This window comes from Georgenia sunbinii, assembly GCF_036421875.1.
GTDB lineage: Bacteria > Actinomycetota > Actinomycetes > Actinomycetales > Actinomycetaceae > Georgenia_B > Georgenia_B sunbinii.
The window spans coordinates 207971-224404 of the sequence record NZ_JAZGOL010000003.1; the positions used below are offsets into that span (position 1 = coordinate 207971).

Annotated in this window: 13 protein-coding genes; all 13 read right to left on the reverse strand. The window is 73.5% G+C overall.

Going from position 1 to position 16434, the window contains the following annotated elements:
• Nucleotides 1-44: 44 nt before the first annotated feature.
• The 13 genes from V2J52_RS08780 to ileS all read right to left on the reverse strand — a co-directional run bounded on the left by V2J52_RS08780 (nucleotide 45) and on the right by ileS (nucleotide 16352).
• On the reverse strand, nucleotides 45-383 hold the full coding sequence (locus V2J52_RS08780) for a P-II family nitrogen regulator (RefSeq protein ID WP_331227312.1): 339 nt from the start codon (nucleotides 381-383) through the stop codon (nucleotides 45-47).
• Nucleotides 380-1708: an ammonium transporter gene (locus V2J52_RS08785; protein WP_331227313.1), complete on the reverse strand. Its 1329-nt coding sequence runs from the start codon at nucleotides 1706-1708 to the stop codon at nucleotides 380-382. The genes V2J52_RS08780 and V2J52_RS08785 overlap by 4 nt, the downstream gene beginning before the upstream one ends.
• A gap of 264 nt (nucleotides 1709-1972) precedes the next feature.
• Complete coding sequence (gene ftsY, locus V2J52_RS08790) at nucleotides 1973-3154, reverse strand: signal recognition particle-docking protein FtsY (RefSeq protein WP_331227314.1); 1182 nt, start codon at nucleotides 3152-3154, stop codon at nucleotides 1973-1975.
• Between the two features lie 45 nt (nucleotides 3155-3199).
• Complete coding sequence (locus tag V2J52_RS08795; RefSeq protein WP_331227315.1) at nucleotides 3200-3553, reverse strand: hypothetical protein; 354 nt, start codon at nucleotides 3551-3553, stop codon at nucleotides 3200-3202.
• A 76-nt stretch (nucleotides 3554-3629) separates the two neighbouring features.
• Nucleotides 3630-7196 carry a chromosome segregation protein SMC gene (smc, locus tag V2J52_RS08800; protein WP_331227316.1) on the reverse strand — a complete coding sequence of 1189 codons (3567 nt, stop codon included), beginning with the start codon at nucleotides 7194-7196 and terminating at the stop codon, nucleotides 3630-3632.
• 160 nt (nucleotides 7197-7356) lie between these two features.
• Complete coding sequence (ndk, locus tag V2J52_RS08805; protein ID WP_331227317.1) at nucleotides 7357-7791, reverse strand: nucleoside-diphosphate kinase; 435 nt, start codon at nucleotides 7789-7791, stop codon at nucleotides 7357-7359.
• 9 nt (nucleotides 7792-7800) lie between these two features.
• The gene (locus V2J52_RS08810; RefSeq protein ID WP_331227318.1) at nucleotides 7801-8202 is read right to left on the reverse strand and encodes a DUF4233 domain-containing protein; all 402 of its coding nucleotides are present in this window, start codon (nucleotides 8200-8202) and stop codon (nucleotides 7801-7803) included.
• Nucleotides 8199-9002: an HAD-IIA family hydrolase gene (locus V2J52_RS08815; RefSeq protein WP_331227319.1), complete on the reverse strand. Its 804-nt coding sequence runs from the start codon at nucleotides 9000-9002 to the stop codon at nucleotides 8199-8201. Before V2J52_RS08815 ends, V2J52_RS08810 begins: the two co-directional genes overlap by 4 nt.
• A gap of 14 nt (nucleotides 9003-9016) precedes the next feature.
• Nucleotides 9017-9715 carry a dihydroxyacetone kinase phosphoryl donor subunit DhaM gene (gene dhaM, locus V2J52_RS08820; RefSeq protein WP_331227320.1) on the reverse strand — a complete coding sequence of 233 codons (699 nt, stop codon included), beginning with the start codon at nucleotides 9713-9715 and terminating at the stop codon, nucleotides 9017-9019.
• The gene (dhaL, locus tag V2J52_RS08825; protein ID WP_331227321.1) at nucleotides 9712-10353 is read right to left on the reverse strand and encodes a dihydroxyacetone kinase subunit DhaL; all 642 of its coding nucleotides are present in this window, start codon (nucleotides 10351-10353) and stop codon (nucleotides 9712-9714) included. The genes dhaM and dhaL overlap by 4 nt, the downstream gene beginning before the upstream one ends.
• A gap of 7 nt (nucleotides 10354-10360) precedes the next feature.
• On the reverse strand, nucleotides 10361-11359 hold the full coding sequence (gene dhaK, locus V2J52_RS08830; RefSeq protein WP_331227322.1) for a dihydroxyacetone kinase subunit DhaK: 999 nt from the start codon (nucleotides 11357-11359) through the stop codon (nucleotides 10361-10363).
• A 218-nt stretch (nucleotides 11360-11577) separates the two neighbouring features.
• Entirely contained in the window at nucleotides 11578-13137 is a 1560-nt protein-coding gene (locus tag V2J52_RS08835; protein WP_331227323.1) for a bifunctional folylpolyglutamate synthase/dihydrofolate synthase, read from the reverse strand.
• Entirely contained in the window at nucleotides 13134-16352 is a 3219-nt protein-coding gene (ileS, locus tag V2J52_RS08840) for an isoleucine--tRNA ligase (protein WP_331227324.1), read from the reverse strand. The genes V2J52_RS08835 and ileS overlap by 4 nt, the downstream gene beginning before the upstream one ends.
• Nucleotides 16353-16434: the final 82 nt, after the last annotated feature.

The window sequence follows — 16434 nt, forward strand, 5'->3', positions numbered from 1 at the left end:
CTCGCCCTGGCCATCCGCGCGAGCTCCCGGCGCACCACCCGTCCTCACACCGCGGCGGGGCCGCGCTCGCCGGTGCGGACCCGGACGACGTCGTCGACCGGCACGGTCCACACCTTGCCGTCGCCGATCCGGCCGGTCTGCGCGGCCTTGACCAGCGCGCCGGTGACGAGCGCGACGTCGTCGTCCTCGACGAGGACCTCAAGACGTACCTTCGGGACGAGGTCGACGGCGTACTCGGCGCCGCGGTAGACCTCGGTGTGGCCGAGCTGGCGGCCGTAGCCGCTGGCCTCGGACACCGTCATGCCGCGCACACCGACGTCGGTGAGCGCCTGCCGGACCTCGCTCAGCCGGTGCGGCTGGATGACTGCGGTGATGAGCCTCATGACGAGACCTCCTGGTTCATGACGACGGGACGGGCGCTCGTGGCGGCCGGCACCGTGGCCGGCCGGGCAGCGCCGACGCCACCGCCGATGCCCTCGTAGGCCGACTCGCCGTGGACCGCGGAGTCGACCCCGGCGGCCTCGACGTCGTCGGGCACCCGCCAGCCGAGGGTGGCCTTGAGCGCCAGCGCGATGACCAGCGTGACGACCGCGGAGAACACCATGGCCACCACCGCGATGATCACCTGGACGGCCAGCAGGCTCGGCCCGCCGCCGTAGAGCAGGCCACCGTCGGTGGCGAGGAAGCCGATGAGCACGGTCCCGACGAGCCCGCCGACGAGATGGACGCCGACGACGTCGAGCGAGTCGTCGAAGCCGAAGTGGTGCTTGAGCGAGACGGCCAGCGCGCACAGCCCACCGGCGAGCAGCCCGAGCACGATCGAGCCGACCGGGCTGAGGGAGCCCGCCGCGGGGGTGATGGCCACGAGGCCGGCGACGATCCCGGAGGCGGCGCCCAGCGAGGTGGCGTGGCCGTCGCGGAGCTTCTCCACGGCCAGCCAGCCGAGCACCGCCGCGGCGGTGCAGGTGGTGGTGTTGACCCAGGCGAGCCCGGCGAGACCGTCGGCGCCGTAGGCGGAACCGGCGTTGAAGCCGAACCAGCCGAACCACAGGAGCGCGGCGCCGAGCATGACGAACGGCAGGTTGTGCGGCCGGCTCGGCTCCCTGCCGAAGCCGCGGCGCTTGCCGACGACGAGCGCCAGCACGAGGGCGGCGACGCCGGCGTTGATGTGGACGACGGTCCCGCCGGCGAAGTCGATGGGCTCGGCGATGGCCGCGAAGGGGCCGTCTCCACTGAGCAGCCCGCCGCCCCACACCATGTGGGCCATCGGGAAGTAGGCCAGCGTCACCCACACCCCGGTGAACACCAGCCAGGTGCCGAACTTCACCCGCTCGGCGAGCGCGCCGCTGATGAGCGCGGTCGTGATGATCGCGAACGTCACCTGGAAGCCGACGTCGACGACGACCGGAAGCCCGCCGTCGACGACGAACTGCCCGGCGTCGTCGTAGATCGCGCCCTGCAGGCCGAACATCTCGAGGGGGTTGGCAACGACGCCGCCGAGGCTCTGCGAGCCGTAGGACATCGACCAGCCCCACAGCACGTAGACGACGCCGATGACGCCCATCGCCCCGAAGGACATCATCATCATGTTCAGTACTGACCTGGACCGGGTCATGCCGCCGTAGAACAGCGCCAGCCCCGGTGTCATGAGCAGCACCAGGGATGCCGAGATCAGCATCCACGCGGTGATACCGCTGTCGAGCTCCATGGGTGGTCCTCTCGCTCCCGGCTCTGTCGGCCGGACGAGGACCACCCTGCTCGCGCCGCGTTTCGGTCACGGGGCAGCAATGTTGCCGTCACGTGACAACTTGGCGCGTCGTGTGACGGGAGTGTTACGCGCTGTACCGGCGGTGCTCGGCCGAGCGGTCACCACGGCCGCGCGAGACCGGACAGCTCATACCCAGGTGGCTGGTTTCGGCGCCCGTTTCCGCCGAGATACCCGATCTCGGCGAAAGGTGGGGGGCGGGGCGGGTTAGGCGAGGAGCGCGTCCACGAACTCCTCGGCGACGAACGGCGCGAGGTCGTCGGCGCCCTCCCCCAGGCCCACGAGCTTGACCGGGACGCCGAGCTCGCGCTGGACGGCCACGACGATCCCGCCCTTGGCGGTGCCGTCAAGCTTGGTGAGCACGATCCCGGTGACGTCCACGACCTCGGCGAACACCTGCGCCTGCCGCAGCCCGTTCTGGCCGGTGGTGGCGTCGAGCACGAGCAGCACCTCGCTCACCGGCGCCTGCCGGGAGATCACCCTTTTGATCTTGCCGAGCTCACCCATGAGGTCGGCCTTGTTCTGCAGCCGTCCGGCGGTGTCGACGAGGACGACGTCCGCGCCGGTCTCCCGGCCGGACCTCACGGCGTCGAAGGCCACCGCGGCCGGGTCGGCGCCGTCGCGGTCCGCGCGCACGGTGCGCACCCCGACGCGCTCGCCCCAGGTCTGCAGCTGGTCCGCGGCAGCAGCCCGGAAGGTGTCGGCCGCGCCGAGCACGACGTCGAGCTCTTCGGCGACGAGCACCCGGGCGAGCTTGCCGACCGTCGTCGTCTTGCCGGTGCCGTTGACGCCGACGACGAGCACGGTGGCGGGGTGGGGCTCGCCGTCGTCGCCCACGCCCTTGGTGGTGCGCAGCGAGCGGTCCATCGTCGGGTCGACGAGCTCGAGCAGCTCGGCGCGCAGCACCTCGCGCACCGCGGCGGCGTCGTCGGTGCCGAGCACCTGGACGCGGGTGCGGAGCTTGTCCATCAGCTCGGTGGTGGGGCCGATGCCGATGTCGGCGAGCAGCAGGGTCTCCTCGATCTCCTCCCAGTCCTCCTCGCCGAGCGAGCCGCGGGAGAGGATCGCGAGCAGCGAGCGGCCCAGCGTCCCGGAGCGGGCCAGCCGGTCGCGCAACCGAACCATCCGCCCCGCGACCGGCGCGGGGCGCTCGATCGTGGCCGCTGGCGCGGCCGGCTCGTCGACGGGCTCGCCGTGCTCAGGTGCGTCGGGCTCGGTCTCCGGGGCGGCGTCGGGGAGGGTGACCGTCGGCGAGGGACCGGTGAGGTCGACCTCCTCCGGCGGCAGCGACGGGCCGCGGCGGCGGCGCACCCCGGTGGTGAGGGCAGCGCCCCCGGCGATGAGGACAAGGACGACGGCGGCGAAGATCGCCCACAGCTGTTCGGTCACAACAACCAAGTGTGACGCACCGCGGCGGGTGAGGCGAACCTCGGGTCAGCCGGCGTGCGAGGCGCGCCGCGGCCGGGCGCGCGGCGCGGACACCCGGTCCGACGCGTGGTGCCGGGAACGGGCCACGATGCCGATGCGCTCCTCGAGGTCCTCCGGCGGCAGGGTGTAGCCGTTGCCGGGCTCACTCATGAGGAACAGCGTGCCGAGGTCGCCGACCGCCGAGTCATCGACGCCGCCGTCGGCGTCGACCCAGGTCAGCTCGCGGCCCCGCCACGCGGCGTAGGCGCCGCGCAGCCAGCCGCCCCAGCCCTCAGCAGGGCGGCGGGTGACGAGAAGCACGGCAAACACGCCCGCGACGCACAGCGCCGCCAGGATGGTGATCGCTATCGCTGCCGGCATAGGCCTATTATCACTCATCACGCCGGCGATGAGCAGTGAGATTCCCCGTGTTGCCACCGTCTGCCGGTGATCTCTCTCACCGGACCGGGGCGGCCTCGGCGCGGTCCTCCTCGCTCAGCCGTTGGCTGATCACCGTGGTGACGCCGTCGCCGCGCATCGTCACGCCGTAGAGCGCGTCGGCGATCTCCATGGTGCGCTTCTGGTGGGTGACGACGATGAGCTGGGAGTCCTCCCGCAGCTCGGTGAAGATCTCCAGCAGCCGGCCCAGGTTGGTGTCGTCCAGCGCCGCCTCGACCTCGTCCATGACGTAGAACGGGCTGGGCCGGGCCTTGAAGATCGCCACCAGCAGCGCGACCGCGGTGAGCGACCGTTCCCCGCCGGAGAGCAGCGACAGCCGCTTGACCTTCTTGCCGGCCGGCCGGGCCTCGATCTCGATGCCGGTGGTCAGCATGTTGTCGGGGTCGGTGAGCACGAGGCGACCCTCGCCGCCGGGGAAGAGCCGACCGAACACGTCGACGAATGCCTCGGCGGTGTCGGCGTACGCCTCGGTGAACACGCGCTCGACCCGCTCGTCGATCTCCCGGATGATCTCCATGAGGTCCGCGCGGGACTTCTTCAGGTCCGCGAGCTGCTCGGTGAGGAACCGGTGGCGCTCGTCCAGCGCGGCGTGCTCCTCGAGCGCCAGCGGGTTGACCTTGCCGAGCCGGGCGAGGTCGCGCTCGGCGCGGCGCAGCCGCTTCTCCTGCTCCTCGCGCACGTACGGGACCGGCTCGCGCGGCTCCTCGCCGTCCGGGACGACGACCGGCACCAGCTGGTGGGGCCCGTACTCCTCGACGAGCACCTGCGGGTCGGTGCCGAGCTCGCTGATCGCGCGCTCCTCGAGCTGGCCGATCCGCAGCCGCTGCTCGGTGCGGGCGACCTCGTCGCGGTGGACGGCGTCGGTGAGCCGGGCGAGCTCGGCGGTGGTGCTCTCCTGCTCGGCGCGCACCGCCGTGATCTCGGCCTCGCGGGCCGCGCGTGCCTCCTCGGCGTCCTCACGGGCGTCGGCCGCCTGGGCCAGCGACCGTTCGAGGGCGGTCAGTGCCTGCTCGGCACCGGCCTGCACGGCGCGGGCGGTGCCGGCCTGCCGGGCCCGCCGCGCTTCGCGCTCGGCGGCCTTGCGGCGGGCCGCCCGCTCGGCCTGCGCGGCCCGCTCGAGGGAGGTGGCCCGGCCGGCGAGCGCCGTCGCCCGCTCCTCGACCGTCCGCAGCGCGAGCCGCGCCTCGGTCTCGTGCCCGCGGGCGGCGCGGGCGGCCTCGGCGGCATGGTCACGCTGCTCGGCGGCCGCGGCCAGGTCGTCCTCGGTGCGCTCCGGCTCCCGCTGGGCGACCTCGAGGCGCTCGAGCAGCGCCGCCAGCTCGGCCTCGTGCTGCTCGCCGGCAGCGACCAGCTCGGTGATGGCGGGGCGGACCCGCTCGGCCTCGGCCTCCGCCGAGCGGGCGGCGGAGCCGAGCCGGCCGAGCCGGTCGGCCACCCCGGCCAGCCGCGCGTCCGACGCGTGGAGGTCGGTCAGCGTCGCCTCGGCCGCCTCCCGGGCACGGGCCGCCCGGTCCCGAGCCCCGACGAGGGCGAACCGTGCCTGCTCGGCCCGGGCGGTGGCGTCGGCCAGCTCGGCGACAGCCTCCTCGTGGGCGGCGTACAGCTCGAGGACGCTGGGGCCGGCGCTGGTGCCGCCGCTGGCGCTCGACCGGGACAGCACGTCCCCGGCGAGGGTGACCGCGGTGACGTCGGCCTGCGCCACCGCGGTGCGGGCGGCAGCGAGGTCATCGACGACGACGACGCCGGCGAGCAACGTCGACAGGACGTCCCCCAGGCCGTCGCGGGCGGTGGCGACGTCGGTCGCCCACCGGCCGCCGGCCGAGGCGGTGCCGCTGGCCGGCGACGCGGCCGCGCCGGCCACGACGAGGCGCACCTGGCCGAGGTCGTTGTCGCGGGCGCGGCGCACGGCGTCCACGGCGACGTCGGTGGACTCGGCGACCGCGGCGTCGGCGAGCGGGCCGAGGGCGGCGGCGACCGCGGTCTCGAAGCCGGGCTCGACGTGCACCGAGTCCGGCAGCGCGCCGCGCAGCCCGGCGAGCGGCTCCGCGGCGTCGAGCAGCGCGCCGGTGCCGTCCTTGCGGGCGAGGGAGAGCTCGAGGGTGTCGCGGCGGGTCTGCCAGGTGCGGCGCTCGCCGTCGGCGGCCCGCTCGTCCTCGACCAGCCCGGCGACGGCGGCGTCGGCGGCGTCGAGCTCGGCGAGGGCGGCCTCGTGGGCGTCGTCCAGCCCCTCCTCGCCCTCCTCGGCACCGGCGGCCTGCTGCTCGAGCGCGACGAACTCGGCGGACGCCTCGGCGGCGCGCTGCTCGGCGGCGGTGAGGTTGGCGCGCAGCCGGCCGAGCTCGGCCTGGGCGCCCTCGGCGGCGCTGCGCCGGGCAGCGACCTGTCCGGTGAGCCGGGCCAGCCCCTCGCGGCGGTCGGCGACCCCGCGGTGGACGGCGGCCAGCGCCCGCTCCGCCTCCCGCTCGGCGTCCTCCTGCGCGCCGCGGGCGGTCACCAGCTCGGCGAGCGCGGCCCGCGCCTGGTCGAGCTCCTCCCCCAGGGCCTCCTCCTCCGCCCTCGCGGTGGCCGCCCGGGCGTCGAGCTCGTCGGGGTCGCTGCCGTGCTGCTCGGTCGTGGGGGTGGCGAGCAGCCGGGCACGCTCGGCGGCCAGCGAGTGCAGGCCGCGCAGCCGCTCGCGGAGCCCGGAGAGGGCGTGCCAGGTGTCGGTGGCCTCGCGCAGCTGCGGCGCAGCGGTGGCGGCCGCCGCCTCGAGGGCAGCCAGCCGGGAGCGGGCGACGTCCGCGGCGGCCTCGACGGCGGCCCGGCGCTCACGCAGCGCGGTCTCGTCGGCGACCTCCTGCTCGACGGTGGCGGTCAGCTGGACGAGGTCGTCGGCGAGCAGCCGCGCCCGGGAGTCGCGGACGTCGGCCTGGATGACCTGTGCGCGGCGGGCGACGTCGGCCTGCCGGGCGAGCGGGCCGAGCTGGCGGCGGATCTCGGTGGTGAGGTCGGTGACGCGGTCGACGTTGGCGCGCATCGCCTCGAGCTTGCGCAGCGACTTCTCCTTGCGCCGCCGGTGCTTGAGCACCCCGGCGGCCTCCTCGATGAAGCCACGGCGCTCGTCCGGGCCGGCCGACAGCACGGCGTCGAGCTGCCCCTGCCCCACGATGACGTGCATCTCGCGGCCCATGCCGGTGTCGGAGAGCAGCTCCTGGATGTCCAGCAGCCGTACCCCCTCGCCGTTGATCGCGTACTCCGAGCCGCCGCCGCGGAACAGCGTGCGGGAGATCGTCACCTCGGAGTACTCGATCGGCAGCAGGCCGTCGGTGTTGTCGATGGTCAGCGACACCTCGGCGCGACCCAACGGGGCGCGCGAGGAGGTGCCGGCGAAGATGACGTCGGCCATCGTGCCGCCGCGCAGCGACTTGGCCCCCTGCTCCCCCATCACCCAGGCGAGCGCGTCGACGACGTTCGACTTCCCCGAGCCGTTGGGGCCCACCACGCAGGTGATCCCCGGCTCGAGGTGGAGGGTCGTCGCCGACGCGAAGGACTTGAACCCTCGCAGCGTCAACGTCTTCAGGTACACAGGCGGCAGCCTAACCGGCGGCGGGGACCCCCTCGCGTCACACCCGACGCCGCCCTCTCGCGCCGCCCTCTCGCCGAGACCGAAGGTTCGATACCGAGACCGAGGGTCTGGGCGTGCCCGGAGGCCGAGATCACGTATCTCGGCGCACGAACGGGAGGGGTTAGTGAGTTGGGAACCAGAGGGCGATCTCTCTCGCGGCGGACTCGGGCGAGTCCGAGCCGTGGACGAGGTTCTGGATCACCTGGGTCTCCCAGGCGCGGGCGAGGTCGCCGCGGATGGTGCCGGGCGCCGCGGTCGTCGGCTCGGTGGCACCGGCGAGCGAGCGGAAGCCCTCGATGACGCGAACGCCCTCGACGACCGCCGCGACCAGCGGCCCGGAGCCCATGAACTCCACCAGCGGCGCGAAGTGGGGACGGCCCTCATGCTCGGCGTAGTGCTCGGCGAGCAGCGCGTCGGGCGCCTCGCGCAGCTCCAGCGCGACGATGCGGTAGCCCTTCGCCTCGATCCGGCGCAGGATCTCGCCGACGAGGTTGCGCTGGACGCCGTCGGGCTTGACGAGGACGAGGGTGCGTTCGGTCTGCGTTGAGGAAGTCACGGCCCGACCCTACCCGTCGGCGCGCTCGAGGTACTCGCGTTCCTCACGCTCCCGGACGACGCGCTCGGCATCGATCTGGCCACCGACCCGCAGGCTCACCAGCCACAGCACCGCGAACACGCCGCCGATGCCAAACATCATCGGCACCACGAGCCCGGTGGCGACGATGGCCAGCTGGAGCATCGAGCCGAGCACGTAGCCGGCGATCCCGCGGCGCAGCAGTCCGGCCGCGACGATCGCCCACACCATGAGCGCGCCTCCGCCCCAGAGGATCGCTGCGGTCGAGGCGAGCTCCAGGCCGTGGGCGACCAGCCCGGCGAACAGCACGACGAGCGCCTCGGTGACGAGGACCGAGCTGGCGAACATCGCCCGGGCACTGCGCCTGGGCCGGGCGGTGGCGGTACGCGTCATGAGGTGGTGGGGCCAAACTCGGTCACCAGCGGCACGACGTCGGCGATCGAGTCCATCACCCGGGTAGGCACGAACGGGAACCGGTCGACCTGGTCGGCGCGGGTGGAGCCGGTGAGCACGAGGATGGTCCGCATGCCGGCCTCGAGCCCGGAGATGACGTCGGTGTCCATCCGGTCGCCGACCATCACGGTGGTCTCGGAGTGGGCGTCGATCTGGTTGAGCGCGCTGCGCATCATCAGCGGGTTGGGCTTGCCGACGAAGTACGGCTCGACGCCGGTGGCCCGGGTGATGAGCGCGGCGACCGCACCGGTGGCCGGCAGCGTGCCCTCCTGCGACGGCCCGGACGGGTCGGGGTTGGTCGCGATGAACCGGGCGCCGCCCTCGATCAGCCGGATCGCCCGGGTGATCGCCTCGAAGGAGTAGGTGCGGGTCTCGCCGAGCACGACGTAGTCCGGGCGCGCGTCGGTCATCGTGTAGCCGATGTCGTGCAGCGCGGTGGTGAGCCCGGTCTCGCCGACGACGTACGCGCTGCCGCCGGCGCGCTGGCTGTCGAGGAACTGGGCGGCGGCCAGCGCGGAGGTCCACAGCGCCGACTCCGGGATGTCGATGCCGCTGGCCTGCAACCGGGCACGCAGGTCGCGCGGGGTGTAGATCGAGTTGTTGGTCAGCACGAGGAAGCGGCGGCCGCTGGCGGTGAGCGCCGCGATGAACTCCGCCGCCCCCGGGATCGCGCGGTTCTCGTGGACGAGAACCCCGTCCATGTCGGTCAGCCAGGTCTCGACGGGTCGTCTCTCGGTCATGGCACTATCGTGCCCTACTCCTCACCGAACCTGTCAGCGACGACCCGGCCGACGGCGTCGAGGACGTGCTCGGCCTGCGGGCCGGCCGCCCGCAGCCGCAGCAGCGCGCCCATCGGCAGCTCCAGCGCGGTGAGCGCGGACGTGCTGGTGCCGTCGACGCCGTTGATCTCGACCCGGGCGTCGAAGCCGGCGACGACGCTGGCGAGCATCGCCGCGGCACGGGCGTGCAGGCCGAGGTGGTTGCGCAGCTCGACCGCCCGGTCGATGACCTCGGCGGGGTCCGGCGCGGCGACCTCCGGCGCACGGGCGGCGGTGAAGAACAGCGCGGCGTCCTGCGCGGCGCGGTGGACCGCGGCGAGGTCGCCGCCGATCTGCGACTCGACCGCTGCGGCGACGGCGCCCTCGACGAGCGGCCCGTCGGCGAGCGCGAGGCGGCCCGGGTCGTCCAGCGCCTCGAGCACCGCCTCGGCGGTCATCGTCGCCGAGCCGATGTCGGTGAGGACGACGACGCTCTGCGCGCGCTCGGCGAGCTCGCTGACCGCGGTCATCACGGTGTCGAAGCTGGTGCCGATCCCGCCGTCGTCGGTGCCGCCGGCCGCCCGGAGCTCGACGTCGGGCGCCATCTGGGCGGCCAGCTCCACGACGCCGGCCGCCAGCTGCTGGGAGTGGGAGACGACGACGATCGCGGTCGTCGGGGCGGTGCCCACGGTCACCGGCCGCCGGTCGCGTCGGCCGCGGCGCGCAGCAGCAGCGCGCTGGACTGCGCGCCGGGGTCGCGGTGCCCCGTCGAGCGCTCGCCGAGGTAGCTCGCCCGGCCCTTGGTCGCCACCATCGGCTCGGTGGCGGCCGCACCGGCGGCCGCGGCCTCGGCTGCCGCGGTCAGCGCGGCGGCCGCGTCACCGCCGACCTCGGCGGCTTCCCGGGCGGCCTGGGCGGCCGGCGCCCACGCGTCGACCATGGTCTTCTCCCCGGTGGTCGCCTTGCCGCGCGCCATGACGCCCTCGACTGCGGCAGTGAGCAGCGCGGCGACGCCCGCGCCGTCGAGCCGGGCGTTGCCGGCCGCGGTGGCGGCGCGCAGGAACGCGGTGCCGTACAGCGGGCCGGCGGCGCCACCGACGCTGGACATCAGCGTGGTGGCGATGATCTTGAGGGCGTCCGCGGCGCTCTGCGGCGCGGCGTCGGGCAGCTTGGCCTGCACCGCGGTGAAGCCGCGGTCGAGGTTGTCGCCGTGGTCGCCGTCACCGATGGCACGGTCGAGCTCCATGAGCTCGATGCGGTGCTCGGCCACGACCTGCTGGGCGAGCTCGGCCCACCGCAGCACCCACTCGGTCCCCAGCGTCGGATCGGTCATCTCGTCCTCACAGTCCGTGTCGTAGGGCGGGCGTACGGACGGGAGCATCCCACAGCTCGGTGAGCTCGTGGTCGAGCGGCATGACGCTGATGCTCACGCCGGACATGTCTAGCGACGTGACGTAGCTGCCGACCAGCGAGCGCGTCACCGTGGCGCCGTGCTCCTCGAGCCACCGCCGCGCCCGGCCGTAGACGACGTGCAGCTCCATGCTGGGCGTGGCGCCCATGCCGTTGACGAGCAGCAGCACGTCTCGGCCGGCGACGTCGCCGAGGTCCGCGATGATCGCCTCGAGCAGCAGCGCGGTGACCTCGTCGGCCGCCGGGGCGGTGATCCGCTCCCGGCCGGGCTCGCCGTGGATCCCGACGCCGAGCTCTGCCTCACCGGCGTCGAGGTCGAAGGACGGCCGTCCCGAGGCGGGCGAGGTCGGTGCGGTGAGCGCGATGCCCATGGTGCGCACGGCGTCCGCGGCCCGCTGCGCGACGGCCGCCACGGCGTCCAGGTCATCGCCCCGTTCGGCGGCCGCGCCGCCGACCTTCTCGACGACGAGGGTGCCGGCGACCCCGCGGCGGCCCGCGGTGTAGGTCGAGTCCTGCACCGCGACGTCGTCGGCGACGAGCACGGTGCGCACCGCCAGCCCCTCGGCCTCGGCCAGCTCGGCGGCCATCTCGAAGTTGAGGACGTCCCCGGTGTAGTTCTTCACGATGTGCACGACGCCGTTCCCGCCGTCGGCGGCCTGCGTGGCAGCGAGGATCGGGTCGGGCGTGGGCGAGGTGAAGACCGGTCCCGGCACCGCGGCGTCGAGCATGCCGACGCCGACGAAGCCGGCGTGCAGCGGCTCGTGGCCGCTGCCACCGCCGGAGACGAGGCCGACCTTGCCCGGCACTGCCTCGCGGCGGGAGACGAACAGCGGGTCGGTGTGCAGCTCGAGGAGGTCCTCGTGCGCCGCGACGAGGCCGGCGACGGACTCCGCGACGAGGTCGGCAGGGTCGTTGATGAGCTTGTGCATGGTGCTCCCTCGGTCAGGTGGCGGTCCCTCGCTCCCCCATCCTGCCCGCTCCCCCCGCCCCGCGGAAGGCGGCCGCTCTCCCCGCGACAGCCGACCCCTCCGCGACAGCGGGATTGTCCGCGACAGCCGAATTGTCCGCGACAGCGGGATCGTCCGCACGGGCGCTCGTGCAGACAATCCCGCTCTCGCGGAAGGGGGTGGGCGCGAGCGGGGTCTGCTCAGCCGCGGCCGAGGAGCATCCGCGCTTCGCCCGCGAGGATGACCGAGCCGGCGACGAGCACCGCACCACCGGTCGCCCCGCCGTACTCGGCGCGGGCAGCGGCGAGGTCGATGGCCTCGTCGAGGCGCTCGCGCACGTGCACACGGTCCTCGTCGAACACGTCCCGCGCGATCTCGGCGAGGTCCTCGACGTCGTGGGCCCGGTCGGTACCCGCCCGGGTGATGACGACCTCGGCGAGCAGCGGCTCGAGCCCAGCGAGGATCGACTCGGCGTCCTTGTCGGACATGACGCCGACGACACCAATGAGACGGGTGAGGTCGAAGGCCTCGTTCATCGCCTCGCGCAGCGCGTCGACGCCCGCGGGGTTGTGCGCGGCGTCGACGAGCACGGTGGGGCTGGTGCGCACCAGCTCGAGGCGGCCGGGCGAGTCGACGGCGGCCAGCGCCTGCTCGACGACGCCGCCGTCGAGCACGCCGCCGCCGAAGAAGGTCTCGACGGCGGTGAGCGCGAGCGCCGCGTTGTGCGCCTGGTGGGCGCCGTGCAGCGGCAGGAAGACGTCGGTGTAGGTGCCGGCGGGGGTCCGCAGCACGAGCATCTGGCCGCCGACGCCGAGCTGGCGGTCGACGACGTCGAGGTCACTGCCGTCGACGAGCAACCGCGCGTCGAGCGCGTGGCTGGCGTCCTGGACGACCGCCGTGACCTCCTCCTCCTGGGCCGCGCTGACCACGGTGGAGCCGCGGGTGATGATGCCGACCTTCTCCGCGGCGATCTGGCTGAGCTCGTGGCCGAGCCAGCGCTCGTGGTCGCGGGAGATGGGAGTGAGGATCTCCACGGCGGCGTCCACGACGTTCGTCGCGTCCCAGCGCCCACCCATCCCGGTCTCGACGACGGCGACGTCCACCGGTGCGCCGGCGAAGGCGGCGAACGCCATGACGGTGAACACCTCGAAGAAGCTCAGCCGCGGCCCGCCCGCGGCGAGCGACTGCTCGTCGACCATCGCGACGACCGGCTCGATCTCCTGCCAGGTGGCGACGAACTCCTCCGGGCTGATCGGCTCGCCGTCGATCGCGATGCGCTCGCGCACCGAGAGCAGGTGCGGGGAGGTGAAGCGCCCGGTGCGCAGCCCCTTCTCCCGCAGCAGCCGCTCGACGATCCGGGCGGTGGAGGTCTTGCCGTTGGTGCCGGCGATGTGGATGACCGGGTAGGCACGGTGCGGGTCCCCGAGGAACTCGCACGCCCGTGCCACCCGCTCGAGGCTCGGCTGCACGTCGTGCTCCGGCGCGCGGGCGAGGATCTCGGTATAGATGCGGTGCACCTCGGTCTCCGCCAGCGCCCGCTCGGTCGCGTCCGGGGGCAGCGGCTCCTCGGTGACGTCGGGCGCGGCGAGGACGTCATCGACGATGCTCGGGTCCGGCCCGGTGAACAGGCCCGAGGCGAGCAGCTCGCGGGCGGCCGCGTCGTGCGGGTCGGGCGCCGGCGCCTCGGGGACCTCCTCGTCGGGAAGTCTGCTGTCGCGGGTGGCGGGGGGCAGGTCGGGGGTATCGGGCGTGTCGCTCATGAGGTCACCACGGTGAGTCGGACACCGAGCTCGTCGGTGTGGCTGACGTCGACGGTGAGCGAGACGGCGAGCGTCTCGTCGGTGACGACGTGGGAGTTGGTCTCGATCCAGCGGGCGTAGGTGGCGGGCACCTCGAGCTGGAGCGCGATGCGGTCGGTGACGTGCAGGCCGGCGGCCTTGCGCTCATCCTGCACCCGGCGCACGACGTCGCGGGCGAAGCCCTCGGCGAGCAGCTCGTCGTCCAGGCCGGTCTCCAGGACGACGAACCCGCCGGCGGCGAGCACGCCGGCGGCGATCTCGTCGCCGGCCCGGTCCTCGACCTCGGTGGTCAGTGTGTACTCCGGCTCCTCCAGCGCGATGCCGTCGACGACGACGACGCCGTCGGCGGTCTGCTCCCAGGCGCCCGAGCGGGCGGCCTTGATGACGCGCTGGACGTCCTTGCCCAGCCGCGGCCCGGCGGCGCGGGCGTTGACGGTGAGCTTGGTGTAGACGCCGTACTCCGCGGCGGCGCCGTCGGCCAACGAGCGCAGCTCGACGGCCTTGACGTTGACCTCGTCGGCGACGAGGTCGGTGAACGGCTCGAGGGCGGCGGCGTCGTCGGTGACGACCCGCAGCGCGCTCAGCGGCTGGCGCACCCGCAGCGAGTTCGCCTTGCGCAGCCCGAGCGTCGTGGAGACGACGTCGCGCACCCGGTCCATGGTGGCGACGAGCTCGTCGTCGCCGAACGCGTCCGGCAGCATCGGCCAGTCGGTCAGGTGGACGCTGCGACCGCCGGTGAGGCCGCGCCAGACCTGCTCGGAGATGAGCGGGGCGAGCGGCGCCATCACCCGCATGAGCACCTCGAGCGCGGTGTGCAGGGTGTTGAACGCGTCGGCGTCCTCCGCCCAGAAACGGTCCCGCGAGGTGCGGACGTACCAGTTGGTGAGCATGTCGAGGTGCTCACGCACCGCCTGGCAGGCGCCCGGGACGTCGTAGCCCTCGAGCAGCTCGCGGACCTGCCCCGCGAGCGTCCGGGTGCGGGCGAGCAGGTAGCGGTCCATCACCGGCAGGCCGGGGACCTCCTCGGCGGTGACCTCGCGCCCGACCATCCCGTCGCCGTCGTTCGTGACGCCCGCGTACAGCGAGAGGAAGTGCCAGGTGTTCCACACCGGCAGCAGTACCTGGCGCACGTTCTCCCGGATGCCCTCCTCGGTGACGACGAGGTTCCCGCCGCGCACCACCGGGGAGGCCATGAGGAACCAGCGCATCGCGTCCGAGCCGTCGCGGTCGAAGACCTCGTTGACGTCGGGGTAGTTGCGCAGCGACTTGCTCATCTTGCGGCCGTCGGAGCCGAGCACGATCCCGTGGGAGACCGCCGTGGTGAACGCGGGACGGTCGAACAGCGCGGTGGCGAGCACGTGCAGCGTGTAGAACCAGCCGCGGGTCTGGCCGATGTACTCGACGATGAAGTCACCCGGGTAGTGGTGCTCAAACCAGTCGGCGTTCTCGAACGGGTAGTGCACCTGGGCGTAGGGCATCGACCCGGAGTCGAACCACACGTCGAGGATGTCGGTGATGCGTCGCATCGTCGAGCGGCCGGTCGGGTCGTCCGGGTTGGGCCGGGTGAGCTCGTCGATGTAGGGGCGGTGGAGGTTCGGCTTGCCGTCCGGGCCGGTGGGCAGCCGCCCGAAGTCGGCCTCGAGCTCGGCGAACGAGCCGTAGACATCGGTCCGGGGGTAGGCGGGGTCGTCCGACACCCACACCGGGATGGGGGTGCCCCAGTACCGGTTGCGGGAGATCGACCAGTCCCGGGCGCCGGCGAGCCAGTTGCCGAACTGGCCGTCCTTGATGTGGTCCGGCACCCAGCTGATCTGCTGGTTGAGCTCGACCATCCGGTCGCGGAACTCGGTGACGCGCACGAACCAGCTGGTGACGGCCTTGTAGATGAGCGGCTGGCGGCAGCGCCAGCAGTGCGGGTAGGAGTGGTCGTAGGTCTCCTGGCGCACGAGCACCGGCCGCTGCGCCTCGGGGCGGCGCGCGAGCGAGCCGGTGCCCGCCTTGAGGTCGGCGATGATGTCCTTGTTGGCGTCGAAGACGTGCGTACCCGCGTAGTCGGGCACCTCGTCGGTGAAGCGCCCGCCGGCGTCCACCGGGACCACCGTGGCGATCCCGGCGGCCGCCGAGACCGTCATGTCCTCCTCACCGAAGGCCGGTGCCTGGTGGACCAGGCCGGTGCCGTCCTCGGTGGAGACGTAGTCGGCGGTGAGGATGGTCCACGCCCGGTCGCCGAGGTCGTCGCGGCCGACGAAGTAGTCGAACACCGGGGAGTAGCCGCGGCCGGCGAGCTCGGTGCCGGTGGTGCGGGCGACGACCTGCGGCTCCTCGCCCAGCTCGCGGGCGTAGGCGGCCAGCCGCGCCTCGGCGAGCAGCACCCGCTCGCCGGCGAGCGCGCCGTCGGTGGGCACCACGGTGACGTACTGGACGTCCGGGCCGACGGCGACCGACAGGTTCGACGGCAGCGTCCACGGCGTCGTCGTCCACAGCAGCGCCAGCTCACCCGTCGACAGCCGCACGCCGACGGTGACCGAGGGGTCCTGCCGCATCTGGTAGACGTCGTCGTCCATCCGCAGCTCGTGGTTGGACAGCGGGGTCTGGTCGTTCCAGCAGTAGGGCAGCACCCGGTAGCCCTCGTAGGCCAGCCCCTTGTCGTACAGCTGCTTGAAGGACCAGATCACCGACTCCATGTAGGAGGGGTCGAGGGTCTTGTAGTCGTTGGCGAAGTCCACCCACCGTGCCTGGCGCGTGACGTGCTCGCGCCACTCATCGGTGTAGCGCAGCACCGAGTCCTCGCAGGCCTTGTTGAAGGCCTCGATCCCCATCTCCTCGATCTGCGACTTGTCGGTGATGCCGAGCTCACGCTCTGCCTCGAGCTCGGCGGGCAGCCCGTGGGTGTCCCAGCCGAAGCGGCGCTCGACGCGGCGGCCGAGCTGGGTCTGGAACCGGCCGACGACGTCCTTGACGTACCCGGTGAGCAGGTGGCCGTAGTGCGGCAGTCCGTTGGCGAACGGCGGGCCGTCGTAGAAGACGAACTCGTTGCCGCCGTCCTCGCCGGCGTCGCGGTTGTCGATCGATGCCTGGAAGGTGTCGTCGGCCTTCCAGTAGGCGAGCACCTGCTCCTCGAGGGCGGGGAAGCTCGGGGAGGCGGGGACCTCGGGGTAGCGCGGGGCGCTGGGCATGGTGGTGGTGCTCCTCGTCGTCGTTCGCGTCGATGCGAGGACGACGACGCTCCCGCCCTGGACGGGGCCGCTGCCGCGGTAC

What these genes read in the sequence shown, in the direction of transcription:
- V2J52_RS08780 (WP_331227312.1), bottom strand. Translation starts at nt 383, where the DNA reads ATGAGGCTCATCACCGCAGTCATCCAGCCGCACCGGCTGAGCGAGGTC.
- V2J52_RS08785 (WP_331227313.1), bottom strand. Translation starts at nt 1,708, where the DNA reads ATGGAGCTCGACAGCGGTATCACCGCGTGGATGCTGATCTCGGCATCC.
- V2J52_RS08795 (WP_331227315.1), bottom strand. Translation starts at nt 3,553, where the DNA reads ATGCCGGCAGCGATAGCGATCACCATCCTGGCGGCGCTGTGCGTCGCG.
- V2J52_RS08810 (WP_331227318.1), bottom strand. Translation starts at nt 8,202, where the DNA reads ATGACGCGTACCGCCACCGCCCGGCCCAGGCGCAGTGCCCGGGCGATG.
- V2J52_RS08815 (WP_331227319.1), bottom strand. Translation starts at nt 9,002, where the DNA reads ATGACCGAGAGACGACCCGTCGAGACCTGGCTGACCGACATGGACGGG.
- dhaL (WP_331227321.1), bottom strand. Translation starts at nt 10,353, where the DNA reads ATGACCGATCCGACGCTGGGGACCGAGTGGGTGCTGCGGTGGGCCGAG.
- dhaK (WP_331227322.1), bottom strand. Translation starts at nt 11,359, where the DNA reads ATGCACAAGCTCATCAACGACCCTGCCGACCTCGTCGCGGAGTCCGTC.
- V2J52_RS08835 (WP_331227323.1), bottom strand. Translation starts at nt 13,137, where the DNA reads ATGAGCGACACGCCCGATACCCCCGACCTGCCCCCCGCCACCCGCGAC.
- ileS (WP_331227324.1), bottom strand. Translation starts at nt 16,352, where the DNA reads ATGCCCAGCGCCCCGCGCTACCCCGAGGTCCCCGCCTCCCCGAGCTTC.